The organism is Sorangium sp. So ce281 (assembly GCF_051527395.1).
Lineage (GTDB): Bacteria > Myxococcota_A > Polyangia > Polyangiales > Polyangiaceae > Sorangium > Sorangium cellulosum_B.
Genome location: NZ_CP150322.1, coordinates 521664 through 537352 on the forward strand (window position 1 = coordinate 521664; position 15689 = coordinate 537352).

Genomic DNA, 15689 nt, shown 5'->3' on the forward strand with positions numbered 1-15689 from the left:
GGGGCCGCGCCGGCCGGGGACCGCGTCTGGCCCTGAACAGCCGGCGCCTCCGTGGCTCGGCGGAGGCTGTCCGCGGAGGGACCGCGAGGGCAGGCGCTACTCTTTGGGAGGATCGGTGAAGAGCATACCAGTCGTCGCCGTGAGCTTCTCCAGGATGGCGGGCCCGAAGCGCTCGGCGAAGCGCGCCCTGTCCTCGGGCGCGATGACGATGTCGCCCGGCTCGTCTTCGCGCTCGTCCGTGATGATGGCGAGGAGCAGCCCGGGCTCCTGGCCGACGTTCTCGAACTGCCGGTAGACGCCCACGGGCACGTCGATCATATCGAAGGGCTCGAGCGTCGTCTCGTCCGTGGCGCCCTCGTTCCAGCGCAGCGCGAAGCGTCCAGCGAGGCACAGAAATACCTCCCTCGAGCGACGGTGTGCGTGCAGAGGGACCTTGTCGCCAGGCCTGCAGCTGACGATGCCCACGCTCATGCCTTTGGGGCCGACGATGGCCGGCCCCGTCCCCTCGCGCGCGTCCCCCGCCGCGTGCGCCATCAGGAGATACAGAGGAGGGTTCACGGCGTCGAACGCCTCCTGTGGGATGCTGGTGTCCGTGGTGTGATTCACGTGAGCCCGGAGCTCGCCGAACCGCGCGATGCGCGAGCGCATCTGCTCCGGGGTAATCTTCAGCGTCGTCATGATAGATCCCCCTTGTCTGCCGCGTCCGAGCTCCTGGAGCGCTCGGCGCGGCTCGTCTCCAAAGATACCGCGGGCTATGGCGGTACGCTCGATCGATTCCTTGCTTCGAATCGACTTTATCGCTCGCTATCGTCGCGTGTCACGCGGGTGGCGCGCGTGAACCGTGTGTTGGCTGAGTAATGGACAATACTGGGCCAGTGTAGTAGCGTGGCCCGGAAAGGCCGCTCTCTGGAGGAGCTCGGAAGCGTCGAGACGCGATGCTGCCGATCCCGCGGAGCGCCGGACGGTGGAGCCGATACGGCCGCGGCGCCTGTCGGTCATGCCTTGGTGAACGACATTGAATTCCAGGGACAGCCGTTTCCGCCGCGCCGGCAGCGCCGTGGTCACTGGCGAATTCCAGCGGCAGCCGTTTCCGCTAGGCCGGCAGCGCCCGCGTCACCGGGGGCGAATCCGGCGGGCGTGTCAGCGCGTCACTCCAGCACCACGAACTTCAGATACCGCCCCTCCCACCACGCCGGCAGCGTCGGGTGGTCCTCCGGCTGCCCGTGGATCGCCCGGATCCGCAGGTCGTCCCGCTCCAGCGTGGCGTCGTCCAGCGTCGCCAGGAAGTCTTCCGCCGTGATGTGGCTCGAGCACGACGCCGCGCACAACACGCCACCTCGATCCAGCACGCGCGCGACCGCGGCGTGCAGCCGCCGGTAGGCGCCGAGCGCGCGCGGCTTGGCGCGCTCGCTCGGCGCGAAGCTCGGCGGGTCGCAGATGATGAGATCGTACCGGTCGCCGCGCGCGCGGGCCTTCTCGAGGAAGTCGAACGCGTCCGCCGTCACGAACTCGTGGGCCGCCGGATCCACGCCGTTCTCGCGGAACGTGCGCTGCGCCGACGCGTGCGCGGCCGACGCCGAGTCGACGGAGGTGACCCGGCCCGCGCCGCCGAGCGCCGCGGCCACGGAGAAGCCCCCCGCATAGCTGAACAGGTTCAGCACGCGCCGGCGCCCGGCCGCGAGCGCGCGCACGCGGGCGCGGTTGTCGCGCTGGTCGAGGAACGCCCCCGTCTTCTGGCCGCGCGCGAGATCGACCTCCATCGCGACCCCCGTCTCCCTCACGAAGAGGCGATCCGGCAGCGGCGGCCCGTGCAGGTGCGCGAGCTTCTTCCCGTCCGCGTCCTCGCCCGCGGCCTGCGCGCGCGCGCGCAGGCCGATCGAGCGCACGCCGCGGGCGCCCAGCGCGCGCGCGAGGTGCGGGAGCAGGCGATCGAGCCAGGGCGCCAGCATGTCGCCGTCGAGGCGGATCACCGCGGCGCGGTCGTACCGATCGATGACGAGCGACGGCACCCGGTCCCCCTCGCCGTTGCACAGCCGGTAGGCCGTCGTGTCGCGGCCGGCGAACCAGCCGTCGCGCAGGGCGAAGGCGCGATCGAGCCGCTCCGCGACGGCCCGCTCGTCGAGCGGCGGCGCCTGCGTGCGCTGGAAGACGCGGACGGCGATCGCCGAGTCCGCGTCCCAGAGCCCTCGCCCGAGGAACGGCGCCCCCTCGGCCGACAGCTCGACGACGTCGCCCGACGCCGCGGCGCCGCCGCGGTGCGCGCGCTCCCCGCGCTTGCCCTCGCCGCGCTTGCTCCCGTGTCCGCCGCCGTCCGCGATGCCGTCTCGGTAGACCCATGGGTGGCCGCGGCGGACGGCGGCGGCGGCTGGCGCGGTGAGATGGACCCGCATCGACCCCGCCTAGCACGGTAAGCTCGCAGCGTGCTGCACCGAGTTCGTTCGTCCGGATGGGCCTGCCTCGGGGGGATCTCGCTTGCCGTCGCGGCAGGCTGCACGCAGGACCACGGCGTCCTCGGCCGGGATCCGTCGGGCGGGGCCAGCACCTCCGGCGCCGGCGGCGGCCCGGCAGCGACCACGAGCGGCGCGTCGACGACGACCACGGGCGCGGGCGGCGGCGCGGTCGAGCCGCCGGGGCCGACGAAGCTCACGGTGGTGAACGGCATCAGCGATCACGACGCCGTCCGCTTCTGCTTCCTCGCGTACCCCGACGGGACCGGCGCCGGAGTGGACCCCTGGCCGGGCGCCGCCGCGGGCCTCCCGTTCGCCCGGGCCCAGGAGATCGAGCCGCTCGGCGCCGCGATCCCCGAGGGGACGAGCCTGCGCGCGCACGTGATCGCCGGCGACCTCCGCGCGACGGAGGGGCTCGACTGCGCGGAGATCCTCGCGCTCGCCGCGGAGAGCGCGGCCCCGATCGTGGCCGCGGGGCTCCCCGTGCTCCCGGCGCCCGTGTTCGCCGAGGAGAAGAGCCTCCTCGTGGTCGCCACCGGATGCCTCGGCGGCGAGGGGCACACGCACGAGAGCGAGAAGGAAGGCTGCGGCGACGCCTACGCGATCGACACGCCGACCGCCGGCCTCGTCGCGGTCGCCATGTCGCGGCGGACGAGCTTCGGCAGGGTGAGCCTGCAGGTCGCGCACGCGAGCACGGCGACGCCGGTGGTCCATGTGGCGCTGGCGCCCGGGCGCGACGACGCGACCGGGGTGACGCTCGCGCAGGACCTCTCCTACGGCGCGATCGCGCCGTTCCCACCGTCCACCGGGTTCTCCGTGGGCGACCTCGGCGCGCTCGACGAGGTCGCGATCGAGACCCGCGATCCCATCGAGGGGATGGTGACGTCGTCGGTGCCGATGCGCGAGATCCTGGCGAGCAGCGACGTGCCGGCGGCGGACATCAGGGACGGTCAGGGGTTCGTGCTTGTCGCCGTCGGGGCCGCTCCGGGGGCGGAGCAGGGCGGGTTCTGGCATCCCCTGACGTACTCGCTCTTGCGGGCGAATCCCTGAGCTTGTTCCCGGATCATCCCATTACCGGCGAGGTTCCGGGGTTCACCGTCTCTCGTCGGACGGAACGACCACGCCTCGCCTGGCAGCGCGCTGTGGACTCGCCTTGATTCCGCCTCGGGCATCAAGGCCCCATCGAGCGCGGTTCGCAATGCCACGATCCTGGCGTGTGGTGCCGTGTTGTCCGGTATTTGCGCAAGGCCCTGATTGCTCCTGTACGGCCGACTCGGGTGTGTCCGGCGTGTCTGCCGCGCTTGCAGCGCGCGTTGTCTTATCGGAGGATGAGGGGCCTGCCCCCTCGGTCTCAGGCGCCCCCCTCTCCTCGCAGAACAGCGCTTCGCGGGCCTCCTCACGGCTCTGCCTGGCTCTTCGGCGAGGAGCGTCGCGCCGGGAAAATCGTGAGTCGCTCGACGAACGGGAGCGCCCTGTACGGATGCCATCACGGGACAACCACCCGCCGTGACGATCGGATGAATCTCCAGTATAACGCGAGTGCCGAAATTCCGAGGGAGGGAGGGAACATGGCGACACAGGTATTTGTCGGGGCGAGCTCCGCGGCGGATCCGAAGGAGGCTGCTTCAGAGGCCGTGGCGGCGGCGCTCCGCGGGTCTTCCCGCGCCGAGCACGCGGCGCGACCGGCATTCGCGCTCGTCTTATCGACGGACCAGTACGACGCCGACGCGCTCGCCGCGGCCGTCACGAGCCAGCTGCCGGGCGTCCCCTGGGCGGGGTGCTGCACTGCCGGCGTCTTTGCCGGCAGCCGGCTGCTCCGGCAGGGGCTCGTGGTGGGGCTTGTCACCTCGGAGACCGTGCGCGTCGGCGTCGGGGTCGCGCAGCCGGTGAGCCAGGACGGGCGGCGCGCCGGCGTGCTCGCCGCCTCGCGCGCCCTCGAGAGGTTTCCGTCGTCCGTCGCGCCCGGGTGGAGCCGCGCGCTCATCGTGCTGCCGGACGCGGTCACGGGCAACGGGGCCGACGTGGTGCGCGGCGCGGTCGAGGTCGGCGGGACGGGCGTCGTCTGGGCCGGCGGCGGCGCGGGCGACAACCTCCGCTTCGTGCGCACCGCGCAGTTCGCGGGCGGCAGGGCCTACTCGGACAGCGTGGTCGTGGTCGCGATCGACTCGCCGGCGCGCATGGCGACCGGCATCCGCCACGGCTTCCGGCCGTATGGCCCGCCCACGATGGTCACCCGCGCCGAGGGGACGGTCCTCGCGGAGCTCGAGTACGAGGGCGCCTTCTCGGTCTACCAGCGCACCGCGCGGGCGAGGGGGGATCAGGTGAACATCGACGGCTTCGCCACGTTCGCCATGACCCACCCGCTCGGCATCCCGCAGGCCGACGGCGAGCACGTCATCCGCGATCCGCTGCGCGTCGTCTCGCCGGGGGGGCTCTACTGCGTCGGCGAGGTCCCGGACGGGTGCCTCATCCGCGTCATGGAGGGCGACCCCATCGGCCTCGTCGGCGCCGCGCGCGAGGCCGCGACCACGGCGCGCGACGCGGTGGCCGGGCCCATCGCCGGCGCGTTCGTGTTCGACTGCATCTCGCGGTGCATGATGCTCGGCGACACGGTGCGCGACGAGCTGGCGACCTTCGAGAGCGAGCTCGGCGAGAGCGTCCCGGTGATGGGATGTCTGACCTTTGGCGAAGTCGGTACGCTGGGCCGAGGCGTACCGCAGTTTCACAACAAGACCGCTGTCGTGCTCGCCCTGGGGGCCTGAGCGCGGGAGCGGTTGGAGCCCTGTCATGGCGAGCGGCGAAGAGCACGAGATCCAGGAGGAACGGCTGGCGCTCCTCAGCGTCCTCCAGGAGCTCACGGTCGCGGCGCTCGACCTCTTCGATCCGCACCAGCCGATGGGGGTCTTCCTGGAGCGGCTCGCCGAGCGCCTGAGCTGCATCGCCGTGCTCGTGCTCGTCGAGCCGGCCCCGCTCGCCCCGCGGCTCCTCGACGCCGCCGGCCTGTCGGCGAGCTCGCGCGCGCTGCCCATCCCGCCGCGCTCGCCCGCCCCTGCGGGCGGGCCCAGCGGCGCGGGCGCGGGCCTCTCCTTGCCGTACCCCGAGCTCGCGCGGCCCGGGCTCGTGACGTGGCACTTCTCGCTGGAGGGGCAGGGCGACAGCGGCGCGTCCGGCCTCCTCCTCTGCTTCGAGAGCGAGCCCCCGTTCGCGCCCCGGTACCGGGGCATGATGCGCCGGCTCACGGCGACGTTCCGCACGGCGCTGGTGCACCGCCTGCTCTACGCCCGCATGATCGAGAACGAGCGCGAGCGGGCGCGGAACCTCGCCGCCGCGGAGGCGGGGCGCGCGGCGGCGGAGGCGGCGCAGCGGCGCGCGGCGTTCCTCTCGGAGGCGAGCCGGCTGCTCTCGAGCTCGCTCAATTACGAGGCGACGCTGGTGCGCGTCGCGCGCCTGCCGGTCCCGTTCGTCGCGGACTGGTGCATGGTCGACATCATCGAGCGCGAGGCGATGCTCCGGCGCGCGGTCGTCGTCCACGCCGATCCCCAGAAGAGCGAGCTCGCGCGCCTCCTGCAGGGCCAGACGCCGATGGACTCGGTCCTCCCGTCCGGCGTCGCGCGCGTGCTGGAGACGGGCGAGGCGGCGCTCTGCGAGGTCGCGGGCGCGCCCCTCGCCCCGGAGAGCGAGCGCGGCTCGTACGACAGCGAGCCGCCGGTGTCGGCCAGCGAGGCGCTCCTCATGGAGCTCGGCCTCCGGCGTTACATCTCCGTGCCGCTCGTCACGCGCGGCACGATGCTCGGCGTGCTCACCATCGCGTCCGGCCGCGACGATCTCCTGTACGGCGTGGAGGACCGGGCGCTCGCCGAGGATCTCGGGCGCAGGGCCGCGCTGGCGATCGACAACGCGCGGCTGTACGAGAGCGCGCAGCGGGCGATCCGGGCCCGGGAGGAGCTTGTCGCGGTGGTGTCGCACGATCTCAAGAGCCCGCTCGCCACCATCGTCATGAACACGAGCCTCCTGCGCCGGAAGCTGCCGGGCGCGGACGAGGCGGTCGAGGTGCGGCGCCCTGTCGAGCGCATCCAGAAGGCGGCCGATCGCATGAACCGCCTCATCCGCGATCTGCTCGACCTGGCGAAGCTCGACGGCGGCCACATCTCGATCCAGCCGGTGCCCCACGACGTCGCTGGCCTGCTCGGCGACGCCATCGAGCTCCTGCGGGAGGAGGCGGCGGAGAAGTCGCTGCGCCTCGAGCAGAGCGTCGAGCTCGGCGTCGATCGGGCGCTCTGCGATCGCGAGCGGATCCTGCAGGTGATCGCCAACCTCGTCGGCAACGCGATCAAGTTCACGTCGGCCGGCGGCGAGGTCGCCGTCCGGGCCGAGCCGTGGGGCCGGGAGGTGCGCCTCTCGGTGCGCGACACGGGCCCGGGCATCCCGGAGGACCAGCGGGCGCGGATCTTCGAGCGCTACTGGCAGGCGAAGGAGACGGCCCACAAGGGCACGGGGCTCGGCCTCTCGATCGCGAAGGCGCTCGTCGAGGTGCACGGCGGGCGGATCTGGGTCGAGAGCAAGGTGGGCGAGGGCAGCACGTTCTTCTTCACGCTGCCGATGGTGGAGGCCGCGAGCGCGACCTCGGGAGTCGCGGCAGGCACGCGCCTCGGGGCCTGACAGCGGCCTTCGGGGTTTGCCGTACAGCGGTGTAATCACATCACCGAGGCAGGAGGGTCTCTTCGCCTTGCGTGTTGGCGGTCCGATCCGTTCATCGCTATACCTTGCCACGATGAAGGACGTCGGGAACGACAGGGGCGATGCGGCGCCGGCCGAGGCTCGATGGGGCGATGACGAGCGGGGGCTCGTCGGGGCCGCGCTCGGGCTGCTGGGCATCCGCAACCTCGTGCTCGCGATCCACGATCCGAGCTTTCCCTCGGACGACGCGGAGGACATCGGGCGCGGGTCCCCGAATACCGAGGGGGGGCGCCGATTCCTCCGGTTCGCGCGGGATCTCGGCTTCGACGGCGTCCAGCTGGGGCCGCAGGGGGAGACCTCTGCCGACAACGCGTCTCCGTACGACGGCGCCATCTTCTCGCGGAGCACGCTGTCGATCGCGCTCGCCCGGCTGGTCGAGGACGGCCCCTCTGGCGCGCTCCTCCGCCCCGAGTCGCTCCGGGAGATCGTCGCCGGGCGGCCTCCTGGCAGCGAGGCTCGCGCGCAGCACGGCCATGCCTACCGCGCGCAGCGCGCCGCGCTCCGCGAGGCGTACGCGTCGTTCGAGGGCCGGCGGAGGCGCGGCGAGCTCGGCGAGCTCGCCGACCTCGAGCGCCGCCTCGACGCCTTTACGCGGCGGAACGCGGCGTGGCTCGAGCGGGACGGGCTCTACGGCCCCCTCTGCGCCGAGCACCGGAGCGGCTGGTTTCACGGCTGGTCTGGCGAGCCGGAGCTGGACCGGCGCCTCTACGCGCCCGGCCCTGGCGAGGTGGTCGCGTGCGAGGAGCGCAGGAGAGCGCTCCTCGACCGGTACCGCGACGAGCTCCGCTTCTACGCGTTTTGCCAGCTCCTCGCGCACGAGCAGCACGCGGCGCTCCGGACGGTGACGGCCGAGCTCGGGCTCAAGCTCTACGGCGATCTGCAGATAGGCTACTCGCCTCAGGATGCCTGGGCGTATCAATCGGTCTTCCTCAGGGGGTATCTCATGGGGGCGCCGCCGAGCCGGACCAACCCGGAGGGCCAGGTGTGGAGCTACCCTGTCCTGGATCCCGCGCAGTACGCCGACGCGTCGTCCGGCGGGCTCGCGCTCGTCCGGGCGCGGATGGACAAGATGTTCGACGAGTTCGACGGGGTGCGCCTCGATCACCCGCACGGGCTCGTCTGTCCCTGGGTCTATGCGGCCGACGCCCCCGATCCCCTCCGCGCCGTCCAGGGCGGGGCGCGGCTCTTCTCGTCGCCCGATCTGCCGGAGCACCCGTTGCTCGCGCGGTACGCCATCGTCTCTCCCGGGCAGCTGAACCGCGCCGTGCCCCGGTATGCGGACGACTGGGTCACCTCGCTGTCCCCGGAGCAGGTCGGGCGCTACAGCGTCGTTTTCGACACGATCGCGCGCTGCGCGGAGGCCCGCGGGCGCGCCATCTCCGACGTCGTGTGCGAGGTCCTGAGCACGCTCCCTTTCCCGCTCGGGGCCGTCCTCGATCGGCACGGGCTGGGGCGCTTCCGGGTCACGCAGAAGGCCGATCTCGACAACCCGAAGGACGTCTATCGCAGCGAAAACGCCGCGCCCGCCGACTGGATCATGGTGGGGACCCACGACACGCCGCCGCTCTGGAGGCTCCTCGACACCTGGGAGCGCGCCTCGGCGCTGGGGCGGCAGGCGGCGTACCTGGCGACGCGCCTCGCGCCCTCGCCGGCCGAGGAGGGCGCGATGGCGCGCGCGCTCGCGTCCGACCCTCGCGCGCTGGCGCAGGCCAAGATCGCCGACCTCTTCGCCAGCCCGGCGTCGAACGTGATGGTCTTCTTCGCCGATCTGCTCGGGATGAAGGAGATCTACAACACGCCCGGCACGGTGGGCGACCACAACTGGTCGCTGCGGGTCCCACGCGATTACGAGCGGTCCTATCTGGAGATGCGCGCGCGCGGCGTGGCCCTCGATCTCCCGCGTTCGCTCGCGCTCGCGCTGCGCGCGCGGGGGGGCGCGGGGTCGGTGGAGCGCGGGAACCTCGCCCGGCGGCTGGAGCGCTGCCCGCGCTAGCCGAGAATTTTCCCGAAAAATCCGGGAAGATACTTCAGTTCGGGCTCCACACGGCCCACTTCCCCGAGGTGGCCCATGTGTCGCTCGCATCCTTGAACGCCCCGATGAACGCGGCGCTCGTGTCGAAGAACCCGTCCGGCGGCGCGACCGCGTCCTGGGTCAGGGACGTCGCGGGACCGAACACGGGCGCGGACGGGTCGAAGCAGCCCTGGATGCCCGGGTCCTCCTCCCGATTCTTCCGACCGGGCTCGCTCAGGAACGCGATCTCATCGAAGCCGCCGTCGTCGTCCTGGAGGATGCCTGTCCCGTCGCTCGTCTCGGCGTAGGCGAGGTCATTCACCAGGTTGAAGAAGATCGAGCTCGCTATGTTCTGCTCGGGATCCGGGTCGCGCACGTCGAGGCCCGACTCGAAGCCCGTGACGATCGTGTTGGCGATGTTCGCCTTCGTCGACCGGCGGAGGAGGATGCCGTACTGCTCCTTGTCCACGTCCACGCCCTTCCCGCAGAGCGTCGCGTTGTAGATCGTCGGCTCGCTCCGAGGCTCGAGCGCCGGCGTGAGCGCGAGCGGGTCGTTGTCCCCCTCGAACCCGTTCGTCTCCTCCGCGACGCTCGGGTCCAGCTGCGCCACGAGGAACTGGAGCTTCCCGCGATAACCCTGGTCCCAGTCGAAGGCGTCGTCGCCGCTGTACTGGCAGGCGAGGTGCTTTGCGTTCACCGTGCCCCCGAAGAACTCGAAGCAGTCGTCGGACACGTGCCTCACCTGGACGAAATCGATGATCGTCCCCCTGCCGACCCCGCCGAGGGTGAGCCCGTTGATCTCGTTGTTCGGCGCGATCTTCACCCCGGAGTACTCGATGCGCACGTATTTGAGCGTGCCGCTCGAGTCGTTCTCGTCGATGCCCCCGTATCGCCCGTTGTTCGTCAACCCCTCGATCTGGCCCGGGGTGCGTGCGCCGTTCGCGTCCACGTGGTTGGTCGGCGCGTTGCCGAGGAGGAGGACGCCGCCCCAATCGCCGGCCATGCGATCCTCGGGGGCCTTGCTGCTCGTGAACACGATGGGCTCATCCCGGGTGCCCACGGCGATGAGCTTGGAGCCGGGGTGCACAACGAGCGTCGCGGGGACCTGCGGGTTCGTCTCGCCGAGGACGGTCGTGCCCTTCTCGATGGTCAGCGTCGCCCCGGCCGAGACGTTCACCTGGCCCTTGAGGATGTACTTCTTGTCACATCTGAGCGTGAAATCCTCCGTGATGTCCCCGGTGATCTCGACGGTCGGCTTGTCGGCCGCCGCGCACCCGCCTGGCGGATCGCCGCCCTCGCCGCCGGCTGAGCCGCTCGACGAGGGGACGCAGGTGCTGTCCGTCCGATTGCAGATGGCGCCGTCGAACTGCGCGCAGTCCGCGTCGGAAGTGCATTGCACGTCCCGCTGCTCGATGATGAGCGAGCACGCGAGGGCGCTCGTGGCGAGCGCGCCCATGGCCAGCGCGAGGGCGGCGGCAGGTGGTGAATCGACGGGGCTGCGCTCGTGGTTCATTGCAATCACCCGATGGCAAGGGAATCGTCTCTGTCAAGCAGGACTGTGCTGTCCGGCCGACAGGGACGTGGCGAAACCGTCGCTGACAGGCCATCGCATTCGCGAGAACGTCACATGACGGCCGCTTCGAGGTAACAGGTCGCGGGCATTCTCCGGTCCGGGCTGGCCTCCCTCGGGGGATCGATCCGGCACAGGTCGAATGAGCGCTCCCAGCGATCCCAATGGTTGGCGGAAATATCGCCCGATTGCCGAGATCGGCAGGGGAGGCATGGCCGACGTCTGCCTCGCGGTCGCCCAGGGCCCCGTGGGATTCAACAAGCTCGTCGTGCTGAAGCGGGTGCGGCCCGAGCTCGTGGAGGACGCCGACATCCTGGCCATGTTCCTCGACGAGGCGCGGCTCGCGGCCCGATTGAATCATCCGAACGTGGTTCAGACGTACGAGGTCGGCGACGAGGGAGCGCGCTTCTTCATCGCCATGGAGTACCTCGACGGCCAGCCGCTCGGCAGCATTCGCTCCCGCATGGGGCACGACAAGGTCCCGCTCCCGCTCCAGGTTCGCGTCCTGTGCGACGCGCTGGCCGGGCTCCATTACGCGCACAACCTGCGCGATTTCGACGGAACACCCATCCACGTCGTCCACCGCGACGTGAGCCCGCAGAACATCTTCGTCACCTATGATGGCGTGATCAAGGTGGTCGACTTCGGCATCGCCAAGGCGGCCGACTCGCTGACGGAGACGCGCACCGGAACGCTCAAGGGCAAGGTCTCGTACATGTCGCCGGAGCAAGCGCGCGGAGAGCGCGTCGACCGGCGCTCCGACGTCTTCTCGGTGGGGGTGATCCTCTGGGAGGCGATCGCCCGGAGGCGCATGTGGAAGGGCTTCAACGACCTCGCGATCCTCGGGCGGCTCGCCATCGGAGAGGTCCCGAGGCTCCCGGAAGAGGCGTCCGGGGTCGAGCTCGACCCCGAGATCGAGCGGATCTGCCAGAAGGCGCTCGCGCCCGCGCTCGAGGACCGTTATGCCTCCGCGGCCGAGCTGCAGGCGGATCTCGAGCGCTGGCTCGGCGAGCGCCACCGGGGCATGTCCGCGCGGGAGGCCGGCGAGATCGTCGCCGGCCAGTTCGCCGACGACCGGGCGCGGATCAAGCAAGTCGTGGAGGAGCAGCTGCGCGGCGTGCGCTGGACCGGGAGCTATCCGAGGGTCACGCTGACGCCCGACCTGCCGAAGCTGAGCGCCGGTCCGATGTCGATGACGCCCACCTTGACCGCGCCTGCGGCGGTCAGCGCCTCCTCGGACGGGAGCTCGATGCTGCCCTCGGTCAGCATGACCGGCGCGAAGGAGCGCCCCGCGCGCCCGAACCGCGCGATCGTCGTGATCGCGGTCACCTTCGTCGCCATCGGCGGAGCCGTGAGCGTCGGGGTCTTGCGCGCGCAGCCATGGAGGATCGCCGCGAGCGATCACCACAAGGCGCAGGTCGCCGCGCAGCCCGCGGCGGAGCCCTCTCCGAAGCAGGAAGAGGCCATCCGCCTCGTCGTCCGCGTCTCGCCGGTCGACGCGAAGGTCTCCATCGACGGCTCGCCGATGTCGACCGGCGCTTACGAGGGCCGCCTCGCCAGGGATGGCCGCGCGCACGTCATCCGCGCGGAGGCGCCGGGTTTCCTCGCGCAGGAAGAGAAGGTCACGGCAAGCAACGATCTCGTCGTGAGCCTCGCCTTGAAGAGCGAACCGCAAGCGCAGCCAGGGAGGCTCGCCGCCGTCGGTCGGAGCGCCCCGGTGAGCGTCGCCACGGCGCCGCCTGCGTCCGCCGCGCCGCCGTCGAGCGCGCCCGCGCCGCCGTCTGCCGAGCAGAAGCCGAAGCGGGGGATCGATCTGGAGAGCCCGTACGCCCGATGAAGACCCCGAGAGCGCTCGCCCTCTGCGCCGCGATCGTGCTCAGCGCCCCGCTCGGCGCGCTCGCTCAGCCTGCCGGTGACAAGACCGAGGAGGCCGACGCCCGCTTCCGGCGAGGCGTCGAGCTCTACAACGAGGTGGATTATGGCGCTGCGCTCACCGAGTTTCGCCGCGCCTACGAGCTCGCGCCCGCATATCAGGTGCTCTACAACATCGCGGGTACGTGTTATCAGCTGAAGGATTACGCCTGCGCGCTGCGCGCCTTCGAGAGGTACCTCGCCGACGGTGGCGAGCGGATCCCGGGCGGCCGGCGGGCCGAGGTGGCGCGGGACATCGCCGTCCTGCGGAGCCGCGTCGCGACGGTGGAGATCTCGACCTCGGCGCCGGACGTCGAGATCTCCGTGGACGGCGTGCCGGCGGGCAAGACGCCGCTCCCTGAGCCCCTCCTGATGAGCGCCGGGCGCCGCCGCATCGCCGCCGAGGCGCCGGGCCGCCCGGCCGTGTTGAGGGTCGTCGACGTGGCCGGCGGCGATCACGTTCGGCTCAAGATCGCGCTCCCCGAAGCGCGGGCCCTGCGGGACTCCGGCGAGGGTGCGGGCGGCGCGCCGGCTCCGCCGCCGGCGCCGCCGGGCGCGCTGCGGATGGACCGCGCGCCTCGCCAGCAGCGGAGCGTGCCCGTGTTCCCCTGGCTCGCGACCGGCGCGCTCGCCGTGGGCGCGGCCGCCACCGGGGTCCTCGCGCTCGGCGCTTCCGGGGACCTCGACGCGGAGCTCGATCGGTATCCCGGCGCCGCCCGCGCCGTCGAGCGAGCGCGGGCGAGGAGCGAGGCGCTCGCGCTCACCACCGACCTGCTCGCGGGCGCCGCCGTGCTCGCCGGCGGCATCTCGATCTACCTCACTGTCGCTGGTGCAGGCCCGGAGCGCGGCGATGGAGAGCGCGCGTCATCTCCTCCGGTGAGGCTCACGATCGCGCCGGCGTCTCTCGAGCTCGCGGGCTCTTTCTAGGACCGACGCAGAGCGTCGCAGGGTCGCGACGGTCAAAACGCTTGCATCCAGCGCGCTGGAGCTGCATTGATCCGGGCGATCGCCGCGGTCATGGGGGCCTCTCCCGTGCGACGCCGCGGCGACGGTGCGACAAGGTGGTCAATCACCCGCGCTGCCAGCGAGTCGAGAACGAGATGGGAGACACCAGGTGAGCACGACCAAAGCGTCTCTTGGGACCCTGTTCCTCATGCTCTCCCTGGCCGCGCCTGCGCTCGGGCAAGAGGCGGCGCCGCGGCAGCCCGTCACGGACAAGACGAAGGAGCGTTGGGCGAAGAGCCAGGGAGGCCGGTTCGGCTTCGAGATCGACGTCCTCAGCTCGTCTTACCAGCAGGAGATCGCGGCGGCTGCCGGCGAAGAGGCCTCCGTCGAGGAGTCGTCGCGGCTCGGCGTCGCCATCACCGCCGCCGCCCAGTACAAGCTCTTCGCGGGCCTCCACCTCGACGCGGAGATCCCGTTCGCCTACGGCGACGTCTCGGGCCCCCAGTCGACAGACCTGTTCGGCAGGCGGTTCACGAGCGGCGCAGGATACAGCCAGTTCTTCATCGGCAATCCCACGTTCGGCCTCCACTACGCTGCCAACGCCCTTCCCATCCTCGCGCTCTTCGGCGGCATGAGCTTGACGATCCCGCTCCACCCGCACCCGGGGACGGAGCTCGAGGTCGCGTCGGTGGCGAACTTCCCCGCGCGGGCTTACTTCGATGCGCAACGGGTGCTGCTCGCCCACTGGGCCTTCCGGGCGCGCGTCGGGACCGAGATCAACGTCGGCAAGGTCCTGTTCTTCACCCACGATCTCGCGAGTCAGGTCTTCTTTCCGACCCGGGACGGGGAGGACACGAAGACCGTGATCGAGCAGGGAAACGAGATCGAGTTCCGCCCGTTCGGGAACTTTGGCATCGGCATGCGCCTTCAGGCGGCGTTCCCTCTCTCCTCGAGCAACTCAGCCCAGCTCGCGGCGGAGCCGTTCGTCGGCTGGGAGCCGCTCGTGAAGGGCTCCTTCACCCGCGTCGGCGCGCTGGTCGCGCTCGACGACGACCTCGGCTTCGGCCTCGATCAGGGGAAGGTCGCCACCATCCGCGTCGCCCTGGGCAGCAAATGGTAGGGAGCGAGCGCCGCGGGGGGCGAGCTACGCTGAGCGGCCCGTGACGACGACCCCCAGCCCGAGCCGCGACCCCTGGGTCGGCGTGCCGCGGCCGAACCCTGCTGCCCGGCTTCGACTCTTCTGTGCGCCTTATGCGGGCGGCGGGTCGTCGATCTACAGCGCCTGGTGGCGCGAGCTCCCCGCGCACACGGAGCTCTGCCCGCTCAAGCTCCCCGGCCGGGAGGCGCGCACGAGCGAGCCGCCGTTCGAGCGCCTCTCGCCGCTCGTCCAGGCCCTCGCCACCGCGCTCGAGCCATGGCTCACGAAGCCGTTCGCGCTGTATGGCCACAGCCTCGGCGCGCTCGTTTGCTTCGAGCTCGCGCGCGAGCTCCGCCGCCGGGGCGCACCGCTGCCGCGCCACCTCTTCGTGTCCGGCCGGCGCCCTCCTCACGTTCGCGGCTCGGATCCGCTCCACGGCCTGCCCGAGCCCGAGTTTCTGGAGCGGATCCGCCGCATGGGGGGCACGCCCGACGAGGTGCTCCGCGACCCGGAGCTCCTGGCGCTCTTCCTGCCTGTCCTGCGCGCGGATTTCGCGGTCAACGAGGTCGAGCCGTTCGTCCCGGGGGCCCCGCTCGAGTGTCCGATCTCCGCGTTCGGGGGCCTCGACGACGAGCGCGCGTGCCGCGCCGATCTCGAGGGCTGGCGCCATCACACGCGCGGGGCCTTCCGCGTCGAGATGTTCCCCGGCGGACACTTCTTCCTGCGGAGCGCCCGGGAGCCGCTCCTGCGGTCGATCTCGGCCGTCCTCGGCGACGTCGAGCGCGCGCTCCCCGCGTGACGGCCGGCGCTGGGTGGGTGTTGAGCCCGGGGCGGGAGCCATGCAAAGAAGGAGGGACCCGCAGCCGCTCTGCCTCTCTGCCCCTTTGCCCCTCTGCTCCTCTGCTCCTCTGCTTCCCCGGAGACCCGAAC

Annotated in this window: 11 protein-coding genes; 8 read left to right on the forward strand and 3 right to left on the reverse strand. The window is 71.7% G+C overall.

Annotation, left to right across the window (positions count from 1 at the left end):
- Positions 1–96: 96 nt before the first annotated feature.
- Positions 97–678 (reverse strand): cupin domain-containing protein, encoded by a 582-nt coding sequence (locus tag WMF27_RS01880; protein ID WP_437761969.1) that lies wholly within the window; start codon positions 676–678, stop codon positions 97–99.
- Positions 679–1148: 470 nt separating this feature from the next.
- Positions 1149–2390 carry a class I SAM-dependent rRNA methyltransferase gene (locus WMF27_RS01885; protein WP_437761968.1) on the reverse strand — a complete coding sequence of 414 codons (1242 nt, stop codon included), beginning with the start codon at positions 2388–2390 and terminating at the stop codon, positions 1149–1151.
- Between the two features lie 30 nt (positions 2391–2420).
- Between WMF27_RS01885 and WMF27_RS01890 the strand changes: the two genes are divergently transcribed.
- The 4 genes from WMF27_RS01890 (at position 2421) to WMF27_RS01905 (ending at position 9177) form a co-directional block, all read left to right on the forward strand.
- A complete protein-coding gene (locus WMF27_RS01890) occupies positions 2421–3497 on the forward strand; it encodes a hypothetical protein (protein WP_437761967.1) in 1077 nt (358 codons plus the stop codon).
- A 518-nt stretch (positions 3498–4015) separates the two neighbouring features.
- Complete coding sequence (locus tag WMF27_RS01895; RefSeq protein WP_437761966.1) at positions 4016–5209, forward strand: FIST signal transduction protein; 1194 nt, start codon at positions 4016–4018, stop codon at positions 5207–5209.
- A gap of 25 nt (positions 5210–5234) precedes the next feature.
- Positions 5235–7106, forward strand: coding sequence for an ATP-binding protein (locus tag WMF27_RS01900; protein ID WP_437761965.1), 1872 nt, complete (start codon positions 5235–5237; stop codon positions 7104–7106).
- A 112-nt stretch (positions 7107–7218) separates the two neighbouring features.
- On the forward strand, positions 7219–9177 hold the full coding sequence (locus tag WMF27_RS01905; protein ID WP_437761964.1) for a 4-alpha-glucanotransferase: 1959 nt from the start codon (positions 7219–7221) through the stop codon (positions 9175–9177).
- Between the two features lie 34 nt (positions 9178–9211).
- Here WMF27_RS01905 and WMF27_RS01910 read toward each other — a convergent pair whose 3' ends face one another.
- Positions 9212–10708: a hypothetical protein gene (locus WMF27_RS01910; protein WP_437761963.1), complete on the reverse strand. Its 1497-nt coding sequence runs from the start codon at positions 10706–10708 to the stop codon at positions 9212–9214.
- Positions 10709–10907: 199 nt separating this feature from the next.
- Here WMF27_RS01910 and WMF27_RS01915 point away from each other — a divergent pair, with 199 nt between their 5' ends.
- From WMF27_RS01915 to WMF27_RS01930, 4 genes are all read left to right on the forward strand, one after another.
- Positions 10908–12602 (forward strand): serine/threonine protein kinase, encoded by a 1695-nt coding sequence (locus WMF27_RS01915; protein WP_437761962.1) that lies wholly within the window; start codon positions 10908–10910, stop codon positions 12600–12602.
- Positions 12599–13603, forward strand: coding sequence for a PEGA domain-containing protein (locus WMF27_RS01920; protein ID WP_437761961.1), 1005 nt, complete (start codon positions 12599–12601; stop codon positions 13601–13603). The genes WMF27_RS01915 and WMF27_RS01920 overlap by 4 nt, the downstream gene beginning before the upstream one ends.
- A 187-nt stretch (positions 13604–13790) precedes the next feature.
- A complete protein-coding gene (locus WMF27_RS01925; protein ID WP_437761960.1) occupies positions 13791–14741 on the forward strand; it encodes a hypothetical protein in 951 nt (316 codons plus the stop codon).
- A 40-nt stretch (positions 14742–14781) separates the two neighbouring features.
- Positions 14782–15558 carry a thioesterase II family protein gene (locus tag WMF27_RS01930; RefSeq protein ID WP_437761959.1) on the forward strand — a complete coding sequence of 259 codons (777 nt, stop codon included), beginning with the start codon at positions 14782–14784 and terminating at the stop codon, positions 15556–15558.
- Positions 15559–15689: the final 131 nt, after the last annotated feature.

Excerpts from the sequence above, each read along its gene's own strand:
- WMF27_RS01880 (WP_437761969.1), bottom strand. The coding sequence starts at position 678 with ATGACGACGCTGAAGATTACCCCGGAGCAGATGCGCTCGCGCATCGCG.
- WMF27_RS01885 (WP_437761968.1), bottom strand. The coding sequence starts at position 2,390 with ATGCGGGTCCATCTCACCGCGCCAGCCGCCGCCGCCGTCCGCCGCGGC.
- WMF27_RS01895 (WP_437761966.1), top strand. The coding sequence starts at position 4,016 with ATGGCGACACAGGTATTTGTCGGGGCGAGCTCCGCGGCGGATCCGAAG.
- WMF27_RS01900 (WP_437761965.1), top strand. The coding sequence starts at position 5,235 with ATGGCGAGCGGCGAAGAGCACGAGATCCAGGAGGAACGGCTGGCGCTC.
- WMF27_RS01905 (WP_437761964.1), top strand. The coding sequence starts at position 7,219 with ATGAAGGACGTCGGGAACGACAGGGGCGATGCGGCGCCGGCCGAGGCT.
- WMF27_RS01910 (WP_437761963.1), bottom strand. The coding sequence starts at position 10,708 with ATGAACCACGAGCGCAGCCCCGTCGATTCACCACCTGCCGCCGCCCTC.
- WMF27_RS01915 (WP_437761962.1), top strand. The coding sequence starts at position 10,908 with ATGAGCGCTCCCAGCGATCCCAATGGTTGGCGGAAATATCGCCCGATT.
- WMF27_RS01920 (WP_437761961.1), top strand. The coding sequence starts at position 12,599 with ATGAAGACCCCGAGAGCGCTCGCCCTCTGCGCCGCGATCGTGCTCAGC.